Source organism: Pseudomonas arcuscaelestis (assembly GCF_016881005.1).
Taxonomy (GTDB): domain Bacteria; phylum Pseudomonadota; class Gammaproteobacteria; order Pseudomonadales; family Pseudomonadaceae; genus Aquipseudomonas; species Aquipseudomonas arcuscaelestis.
The window spans coordinates 1-9678 of record NZ_JACOPV010000034.1 but is presented as its reverse complement, the minus strand read 5'-3'; the positions used below and the strand labels follow the sequence as shown (position 1 = coordinate 9678).

The window sequence follows — 9678 nt, the reverse complement described above, 5'->3', positions numbered from 1 at the left end:
AGCATTGGAACCACCTGATCCCATCCCGAACTCAGTAGTGAAACGATGCATCGCCGATGGTAGTGTGGGGTTTCCCCATGTGAGAGTAGGTCATCGTCAAGATTAAATTCCGAAACCCCTATCTGCATATGCAGGTAGGGGTTTTGTCTTTAGAGTAGAAGCATCAAGAATTCGTTGGCACGTCTTACAGACGGACCAGCACACAGAATTTCTTGACGACCATAGAGCATTGGAACCACCTGATCCCATCCCGAACTCAGCAGTGAAACGATGCATCGCCGATGGTAGTGTGGGGTTTCCCCATGTGAGAGTAGGTCATCGTCAAGATTCAATTCCAAAACCCCTGTCTGCACTGCAGACAGGGGTTTTGTCTTTCTGGGATATGAGCAGCCTTGTGGTAGCCCTAGACGGTGCTTCTGCTCAGGTAGGCTTTTATTGCTGTCACGCCTGTATTCAGGTGACGCTCAAGAACCCTGATAGCCTCTTCGACTGATTTCTCGCTGGCTGCATCGACCAGTTGGTTATGGTCATCTTGGGTCAGTTTGCCCAGGCCCATAGAGGACAGGTGAAAGCGTAGGAAGCGCTCTTCCTCGTTGAGTTCGATTTCTATCAGGCGCAACAACTTCTTGTTGGAAGCCTTGCTATAAAGGCTCATATGAAACAGTCGGTTCAAACGACCGATCTCGGCATGCCGGGTTTCGTTTTCCAACTGGCTAATGTAGCTGCGAGCCAGAGCGATATCGCCAGCATCAAGATGAGGAATGGATTGGCGCAGTGCTTCTGACTCCAGGATCACTCGTAGCGCATAAGCGTCTACGGCATCTTCGCCAATCAATGGGGCCACTACAGCGCCCTTATGAGCTACAACTTGTAGCAGCGATTGCGCCTCAAGTTGTCGCAATGCTTCGCGTACCGGCATGCGACTAACCCCGAACAGCGTTGCCAGTTCTTGCTGACGTACAGCCCTGCCGGGTGCCAGGCGACCATCAAGGATGGCGCTGCGCAACCGTTCTTCAATAACACTACGAGCCAGATGTGCGGGGACTTGCTCGCTGCCCAGTATTTCGCCCAAGGAACTGGTTTTTTCGGTCACGCTTTAGTTTTTCCTTAAATGTCGAAACGCTTTATTGATTGGATCCAATCAACCTAGTCAGCGTAATGTTGCTTGTCAAACCGCGCGGGCGTTCCTCCCCATCCACTGTAGAACAACAGGCGCGGTGCAAGTTGCTATCGTGAATGAAGTCTAAATCCAATGGAAGCCGGCCCTACGTACCGGTGTAGCGGATAACTTTTTGACTGAAAGCAAAGTGATGTCACCACGATTGTAAGGTGCCATTGTGTTTTAGCAGGTAAGGCCGCACCATCAGTGCTTTTCCACGGGTCTGCGCAGGTTTTCGCAGTGGCGATACGTTGGGCTGTTCATTTAACCATTCGCAGATTGGCCCTTGCCGGTGTGCTCGGCTGTCTGTTGCTGGGCAGCTTGCATGCAGATTGGGATTTCTCCCAGATCAGTCGTCGTGCACAGTCCCTGTATGGGCCGCTGGGAGCAGGGCAGGGGCGTATTGATGCGTGGCAGAACTTGCTGGCAACGGAGAAACAGGGCAGCGAAGCCGCGCAACTCGAACGCGTCAACCAGTTCTTCAATCACCAATTGCGCTACGTCGAGGATATCGACCTGTGGCGAGAAGTCGATTACTGGGCAACACCCATACAGGCCTTGATCAAGGGACAGGGCGACTGTGAGGACTATGCTATCGCCAAGTACTTCAGCCTGCGGCGCATGGGGGTCCCGGCTGAAAAGCTGCGCATCACCTACGTAAAAGCGTTGCGCCAGAATCGTGCGCACATGGTGCTCACGTATTACTCAAGCCCCAATGCCATGCCGCTGGTCCTTGATAGCCTGATGGATGCTATCAAGCCCGCCAGTGAGCGAACCGACCTGCTTCCGGTTTACTCCTTCAACGGTGAGGGACTATGGCTGACGGGAGCATCAGGCAACAAGAAGGTGGGTGATACCAAACGCTTGTCCCGTTGGCAGGATCTATTGAAAAAGATGCAGGCCGAAGGTTTCCCGGCCGAACCGGTTTACTAAAGGAGCACAGATGTCACTGTTCAAACAATTGCTGCTCGCCATCTGCCTGTTTCTGGTAGTCGCGTTCAGCGGCAGCTTCATGGTGAGCCTCGAGAGTTCGCGCAGCCAATATGTTAACCAGCTGCGTTCGCATGCCCAGGATGCGGCTACCGCACTGGCGCTATCGCTGACACCGAACATCGACGATCCGGCGATGGTCGAGCTGATGGTCAGTTCAATTTTCGACAGCGGTTATTACTCGAGTATCAAAGTTGTCGATCTGGCCTCTAACGCCGTGCTGGTGGAGCGCCACGCCGAAGCTGATGCCAATGGTGTCCCAGGCTGGTTTATTCGCCTGATCGGCCTTGAGGCCGCTGGAGGCGATGCTATTGTCAGTCGTGGCTGGCAACAGGCTGCCCGTGTCGAAGTAGTAAGCCATCCGATGTTCGCTTTGGGCAAACTTTGGCAGAGCGCGTTGGGCAGTTTGGGCTGGTTGCTGTTGTGCGGAGCCCTGAGCGCAGTGCTTGGCGCATTGTTGCTGCGTCGACAGCTCAAGCCACTGGATTATATGGTTGCGCAGTCCCACGCCATTGCCCGTCGCGAGTTCTTGAGCCTTCCGGATCTACCGAGCACGCCTGAGCTGCGCCGAGTGGTCCAAGCGATGAACCAGATGGTCGAGAAACTCAAGGCGCTGTTCAAGGAGCAAGCCGAGCGTAGTGAAAAACTGCGCGTCGAGTCCTATCAGGACAGCCTGACCGGCCTGGCCAACAGACGTTATTTCGAAATGCAGCTCAACGCCCAGGTCAGCAATTTAGAGGAAGCTCGACCTGGTTACCTGTTGCTGTTGCGGGTAAAGGACTTGGCGGGCCTCAACCAGCGTCTGGGCGGTCAACGCACCGACCAGTTGCTGCAGGCTGTTGGTCAGCAATTGCAACGCACCTGCGCCAACTATCCGGAAACCAACAATCTGATCACTCGCAGCCGTGGTGGTGAGTTCGCGGTGTTGGCACCCGGCCTGGTACACGAGGAGGCGGTCCAACTGGCACAGGCTCTGGAAGTTACCTTGCAGAGCCTGGCGGATACGGGGGCTACTGACGTCTCTCCAGTGGCTTGTATCGGTATGGCGCCCTATAGCCCTGGTGATGCTCCTCAGTCCTTGCTTAAGCTCGCAGATGAGGCCCTGGCTCGCGCAGAGGGCCAAGCGGAGCCGGGTTGGGTGTGTCTTGAACAAGGTTCAGCGCCTCAAGCGGGCGAATCTCATCACGTCTGGCATCAGCTGCTTGATGACGCGCTGCAGCAAGGACGTTTCCAGCTGTTTTTCCAACCGGTCGTGGCCAGCAATGCGCCAGAGCAGGTCTTGCACTACAAAGTGATCTCGCGAGTTTTGGATGATCAGGGCCAAGCCATCGCTGCAGGACGCTTTCTGCCCTGGCTTGAGCGTTTTGGCTGGTCGGCACGCCTTGATGTGTTAATGCTCGAGCAGGTGCTCAAGCATATGCAAACCCACACCGAGTCTTTGGCCCTGAACCTGTCTGCCGCCACGCTGGCCGATTCCAATGCGTTGCAGCGGGTTTACGCACTGCTCGCTCAGAACCAGGCGCTGGGGCCACGCCTGACCCTGGAGATTGGTGAAGAGCAGCTTCCGGATCAAGCGGTACTGGAGCAATTGACCCGGCGTCTGCATGCGCTCGGGTTCAGCCTGAGCCTGCAGCGCTTCGGTGGACGCTTCAGCATGATCGGCAACCTTGCCCACCTGGGCTTGGCGTACCTGAAGATTGATGGCAGCTACATCCGCGCTATTGATGAAGAGCAACACAAGCGACTGTTCATCGAGGCTATCCAGCGCGCGGCACACAGTATTGACCTGCCGCTGATTGCTGAGCGCGTCGAAACCGAGGGTGAGCTTAAGGTCCTGCGTGAGATGGGTATTCAGGGCGTGCAGGGCAGGTTGATTGGTGAACCCGCACCCTGGCGCTGAAGAATGTGCTGAGCGGGCCAGAGGAAGGCCCGCTGCGCTCAGATCAGACCACCGTCGTCACTGTCATCGATCAAGTTGTTCAAACCACCAAGCGCTTCACGTGCGCTGGAACGATTGAGCAGCTTGGCTTGAGCCCCAGGCGGTAGGTCGGTGATGCTGATCACCCCCTTGGTGGTCAGTACTTCAATCAAGTCTTCGAGCACCCGGATCATGTCCAGGTCGCTTTGCTTGAGCTGTTTGAGGCTGTTCTCGACAACATCGTCGGCAAACCAGTCCTGAATCTCGGCGTGGTCGGCCGGCAACTCCTCCGTGTACTCGTCGAAGGCTGCCGCTTCTACCCGAAGCAACTCGCCCTGTGCGTTACGTTGCACGTAGAACATGGGTTATCCCTCGTTAAATTGAGTCCGTATCCGCAGTCAGCAGCATAGGCCAAGCTCGCCGGGCTTAGGGCCTGGCGAGCGAGTATGCAGCGTCAGTGGGGTACAGGCCAAGCCCGTCGACTGCGGCAGCCGGTGTCGGGCTGCCGCAGTCGATGGGTATTAGCTATTGGAGTGGTCAATCTTGATGGTTGGGTCAGCACCGGTTACCAGCGAGTTGATCGTGGTGTTGGCCCAATTGACGCCTTCGAGCTTGATGGTCACATCGGCATTGTTGATACCGCCGGCATCGTTGAGCTTGCCGGTGGAGCTGACCTGCAGGGTCGATTCGCCGTTGACCGTAGTGATTTTCAGGAATTTGTCGATAGTGCTGGCACTCTCGCCCTGAAGCAGATCGCTAAGGTCCAGACGGTCACCTTCGGCGCGGCTGAAGTCCTTGATCACGTCCTTACCAGTGTCGCCGGCTTTCCAGACGAAGGTGTCGGCACCGCTGCCACCGGTAAGGATATCGTCACCTTTGCCACCGATGAGGATGTCATTGCCCTCACCGCCCAGCAGGGTATCGTTGCCCTCGCCGCCAACCAGCAAGTCATTGCCAGCACCACCGATCAGTGTGTCCTTGCCGCTGCCGCCGAGCAGAATGTCATTGCCCTTGCCGCCATCGAGGTAGTCATCACCACCCTGGCCGAAGAGGATGTCATTGCCGTCGCCACCTAGAAGGGTATCGGCACCATCATTGGCACGTGATACATCGAACTCGCTGACGTGCTCGGCAATGTACTTGTGCAGTACACGACCATCGACCTCGCCCAGCTGTACGCCCAACTTGCCTGCAACATAGGCCTGCATTGCTTCAACACCGTTACCGGCAATACCATCAAAGCTAACCAGGTCGCCGAACAGGATGTCGTTACCGTCGCCACCGCTGACTGTGTCGTTGCCAGGTTTGGTCGCTTCGGTATGGCCGAGAATAGCCTCGGCCAGCTTGCTCGGGTCGATGTTGGTCTGTGGCTTGCCATCGGTGTCATATGGTTTCAAGTCGTTGGTGTTGATCGCACCATTGAGTCCGATGGCCTCGACACTCGATTGCTTCGACAGCAACAGGAAAGATTCTTTCGAGTTACTGGTGATGAGCGAGCTCCAGGAACCAGCCAAATTTGATATTTCGTAAGTGCCGTCACCTTGAGCATGCAACTCGCCCGAGGCATTTTTATCCTCGCGCCAGCGATTGCCGGAGTAATACTCGGCCGTGAGGTTGCCGTTTTTATCAATGCTGATCCGGTTGTCGCTACCTAGCATTTTATTGGTGATTTCGTCGCCCAGCTTATAGTTTATTGAGCCGAGGACGCCGTCCAGCGTGTAGTTGGAGCCCCTGAACGTCGGATCGGTCTGTTCATTTGCCTGATAACGGTTTGGCTCGCCATCAGTAATAAAGAATGTCTGATTGCTGCCTTTGCTACCGTCGTTCTTGAGGTTCTGGAACCAGTTAGCTGTGGTTTTGAACGCATCTTCATAGTTGGTGTTGCCGCCCGCGGTCAGTTTTAGTAGGGCGGCTTGTAGCGTCTTTAGACCGTTTTCGTCAGCCAGGTTGACCGAGATGGTGGTGTTGACTTGGGTAGAAAAGTCCACCAACAAGATGTTCACCGTGCCGGACTGCGCGCCTTTGACACTATTGGCCAAAGTATTGAAAACCGACTCGAGGGATTTCTTCGCAGCGTTTACCCCCCAATCACCCATACTACCCGAGGTGTCGACAATGAACGCCAGGTTGTAGTCCTGCCCAGGCGTTACATGCAGGCCGTTTACGTCGGCAACGACGATGTCGTTCTCGGTGCCCAGGGTTTTGGTGTCGTCCAACTCCGTCAAGTTGCCAGGGAGGTAGCTATCAGGGTGTACGGTAACCGTAATCTTGCCCGGGGTGGAGGCGGAGTCGTTGTTGGCCTTCTCGGTCGCGGTCGCGGTAACGCTGATGTCGAACTTGCCTTGGAAGTAGGCCGGCGGCTTGATGCTCAGACCGTTCAGGTTCCAGTCAGTGACATCCACTTCGGTCTTGCCGACGGTAATGGTGTGACCTGCGTCATCGCTGAGGATCGAGCCTTCCGGAATACCACCGAGCTTGATGCTGAGTTTTTCCGAGCCATCGGTATCAGTCAGATTGGCGGCGATACCCACTAGTTTGACTGTACCGTTTTCCGCACCCTCATTGAGCTTGTAGCCCTGGTAGTAGCCTTCGCCTTTGTCGCCATGCAGCTCACCCACAGTGACGCCCGCGTTGGTCAGATCGTTGACGCTCGGGTACATCGGGATATTGGTTTTGCTCAGGTCGACCGGGGTGCTGCCATCGACCGACAGATTGACGTCGAAGCTGCCCGGTCCTGCCTGGTTGGCGTTGTAGATATCTAGGGTGTAGTAACCACTGATAGTCGGCTTGAACGAGCCGCTGATCGCGCCGCCTGTACCCCAGGTGGCCGACGCTACGTTGTTGCCACCGATCGTGATCAGAACGCTGTCATCACCCACACCGCTAAAGCTGTAGGTCTTGCCTGCTTCCAGGAAGATCAAGCCAGAGGTCTTCGAGCCTGAACCTACAGCGACATTACTGTTGGATTCGACGTTGGTGACCAAAGAGCTGCTATTCGGGTTGCCAGACTTATCGAAGACGTTCTTCAGTGCGTCTCCGGTGATGCCGTTGCCATTGGTACCCAGGCCGACCAGAGTGTTCCAGTTTTCCTTGACCAGACCAAGTGAGTTCACGTTGTTGCTGCCAATGGTCAGGTTTGGCGCATCGGCAACTGGGGTGATATCGATCTTGACGGTCGCTTCGTTGCCCACGCCCTGGCCGTCAGTTGGCTTGAACTGGATATGTGCGTAGTCAGCCTTCTGATCGCCTACGCCGGTACCACCGTTGGCGTTGATACCCGACTCGTTGTGATCCGGAGTGAACTTCAACTTACCGCCATCAATGTCGGCCTTGCTGAAGACCTTGCCTGCATCGACATCGGCCTTGGTCAGGGTCTTCCAGACGTTGCCTTCTTTGTACTGCAACACGCCATCGGCAGGCAGCTTAGTGATGGTCAGGCCCAGATTGGCGGCTGGAGTGTCAGCATCGGAGATGCCGAAATTGGCCCAGGTCAGCACTAGGTCATTGTCTTCGGTACCGGTCACGGCCCCGCCAGCAGCTACTGGCGCTTCGTTGCTCTGGATGGTGGTCGTGACGCTGCCAGCGCTGCCATCTACTTCCAGTTTTTCGAAGTTACCGCCTGTGGCTGAGTCGATCTTCACGGTAAAGTTTTCAGCACCTTCGGCGATACCGTCACGCAGGATTGGCACGCTGAAGCTACCGGTGCTGCTGCCTTTTTGAATAGTGACAGTAGTCTTACCAGTGAAGTCCTCGCCATTTTTGGCCGTGCCGGAGTAGCTCAGCGTAATGGTGACAGTAGCTTCTGCTTTGTTGGACAGCGTCAAGGTGTAGTGGGCTGACTCGCCTTCGGCAACCGAACCTGTACCACTGATCCCGACGGTGGTGGTGTCGGGGGTGTCGGCAACGTGGGTGATCGCTGGGGTGTCGCTAATGTCCAGCTTCTCGAAGTTGCCGCCGTCAGCGCCGGTAATGGTCGCACTGACATCGCCTGCATCGATGTAAACGTCATCACGCGGCGCATCAATAGTGATGCTGCCGGACGTTGCGTCGGCATCGATGATGATGGTCTTGCCGTTGCTCAAGGTCACGGTCACCGCGGTGCCTGCCGGATTGCTCAGGGTGGCGGTGTAGGTGATCTTGCCACCCTCGTCGACCGACGGGGTAGCAGTCAGTTCAAGGGTGGTGGTGTCTATGGTATCAGTCACATCAGTGACCGCCGCCGATGGGTCGATGTCGAGTTTCTCGAAGTCGCCGCCGTCGGTGCCGTCGATGGTGACTTCGACATTATCGCGGTCGATGTAGACGTCATCGTCCGGAGCATCGACGGTGACGGTACCCGTGGTAGCACCGGCAGCGATGTTGATCACGGCGCCGTTGCTCAAGGTCACGGTCATCGCGGTGCCGGCCGGGTTAGTCAGCGTCGCGGTGTAGGTGATCTGGCCACCTTCGTCGACTTTATCCGTCGCGGTCAGGGACAGGCCGGTAGTGTCTTCAGTACCTGGACCGTCGGTAACGGTGACGCTGGTTTCGCCGGAAGCTTCGAGCTTCTCGTAGTTGCCACCAGTGACCGATTCGATGCTGTTGGTCAGCGCTTCGTTGGTTTCGTGGACGTTGTTCGGCGCGGTGTCTTGCACGGTACCGGTGGTTTGACCCACTGGGATGGTGATGGTCTGGCCGTTGTCGAGCTTGACCACCAGCGGCGAGCCGGTGACTGGCGCGCTGACAGTCGCGGTGTAGGTGATCACGCCGCCTTCACCGATGGTGCCGACGTCGGCGGTCAATTTGACGGTGCTGGTATCGATGGTGTCAGTGACGTCAGTGACCGCTGGAGTGTTATCCACCACCAGCTTCTCGAAGTCGCCGCCGTCGGTGCCGTCGATGGTGACTTCGACGTTGTCGCGATCGATGTAGACGTCATCGTCCGGAGCATCGACGGTGACGGTACCCGTGGTAGCACCGGCAGCGATGTTGATCACGGCGCCGTTGCTCAAGGTCACGGTCATCGCGGTGCCGGCCGGGTTAGTCAGCGTCGCGGTGTAGGTGATCTGGCCACCTTCGTCGACTTTATCCGTCGCGGTCAGGGACAGACCAGTAGTGTCTTCAGTACCTGGACCGTCGGTAACGGTGACGCTGGTTTCGCCGGAAGCTTCGAGTTTCTCGTAGTTGCCGCCAGTGACCGATTCGATGCTGTTGGTCAGCGCTTCGTTGGTTTCGTGGACGTTGTTCGGCGCGGTGTCTTGCACGGTACCGGTGGTCTGGCCTACTGGGATGGTGATGGTCTGGCCGTTGTCGAGCTTGACCACCAGCGGTGAGCCGGTGACTGGCGCGCTGACAGTCGCGGTGTAGGTGATGACGCCACCTTCACCGATAGTGCCGACATCGGCGGTCAATTTGACGGTGCTGGTATCGATGGTGTCAGTGACGTCAGTGACCGCTGGAGTGTTATCCACAGCCAGCTTCTCGAAATCGCCACCGGAAGTGCCATCGATGGTGACTTCGACGTTGTCGCGGTCGATGTAGACGTCATCGTCCGGAGCATCGACGGTGACGGTACCCGTAGTAGCACCGGCAGCGATGTTGATCACGGCGCCGTTGCTCAAGGTCACGGTCA

The 9678-nt window shown here is 56.6% G+C and carries 5 protein-coding genes and 2 rRNA genes; 4 read left to right on the top strand and 3 right to left on the bottom strand.

From position 1 onward, the window contains the following. Together rrf (H8F21_RS28835) and rrf (H8F21_RS28830) are read left to right on the top strand one after the other, a co-directional pair. Nucleotides 1-102, top strand: a 5S ribosomal RNA gene (rrf, locus tag H8F21_RS28835); the annotation flags it as partial. Between the two features lie 109 nt (nt 103-211). Then, nucleotides 212-327 (top strand): 5S ribosomal RNA (gene rrf, locus H8F21_RS28830). A 76-nt stretch (nt 328-403) separates the two neighbouring features. Here the strand turns inward: rrf (H8F21_RS28830) and H8F21_RS28825 are convergent. After that, nucleotides 404-1093 (bottom strand): GntR family transcriptional regulator, encoded by a 690-nt coding sequence (locus H8F21_RS28825; protein ID WP_328824409.1) that lies wholly within the window; start codon nt 1091-1093, stop codon nt 404-406. 306 nt (nt 1094-1399) lie between these two features. Between H8F21_RS28825 and lapG the strand changes: the two genes are divergently transcribed. After that, on the top strand, nt 1400-2092 hold the full coding sequence (lapG, locus tag H8F21_RS28820) for a cysteine protease LapG (protein WP_203482835.1): 693 nt from the start codon (nt 1400-1402) through the stop codon (nt 2090-2092). Nucleotides 2093-2102: 10 nt separating this feature from the next. After that, entirely contained in the window at nt 2103-4049 is a 1947-nt protein-coding gene (lapD, locus tag H8F21_RS28815; protein ID WP_203482834.1) for a cyclic di-GMP receptor LapD, read from the top strand. A gap of 38 nt (nt 4050-4087) precedes the next feature. Here the strand turns inward: lapD and H8F21_RS28810 are convergent, their stop codons facing one another. Both H8F21_RS28810 and H8F21_RS28805 read right to left on the bottom strand, forming a co-directional pair. Next, nucleotides 4088-4429: a tryptophan synthase subunit beta gene (locus H8F21_RS28810; protein WP_136473932.1), complete on the bottom strand. Its 342-nt coding sequence runs from the start codon at nt 4427-4429 to the stop codon at nt 4088-4090. Nucleotides 4430-4588: 159 nt separating this feature from the next. Continuing rightward, nucleotides 4589-9678 (bottom strand): immunoglobulin-like domain-containing protein (locus tag H8F21_RS28805; RefSeq protein WP_203585806.1); only part of this gene is annotated, 5090 nt, incomplete at its 5' end.

Excerpts from the sequence above, each read along its gene's own strand:
- H8F21_RS28810 (WP_136473932.1), bottom strand. The coding sequence starts at position 4,429 with ATGTTCTACGTGCAACGTAACGCACAGGGCGAGTTGCTTCGGGTAGAA.
- lapD (WP_203482834.1), top strand. The coding sequence starts at position 2,103 with ATGTCACTGTTCAAACAATTGCTGCTCGCCATCTGCCTGTTTCTGGTA.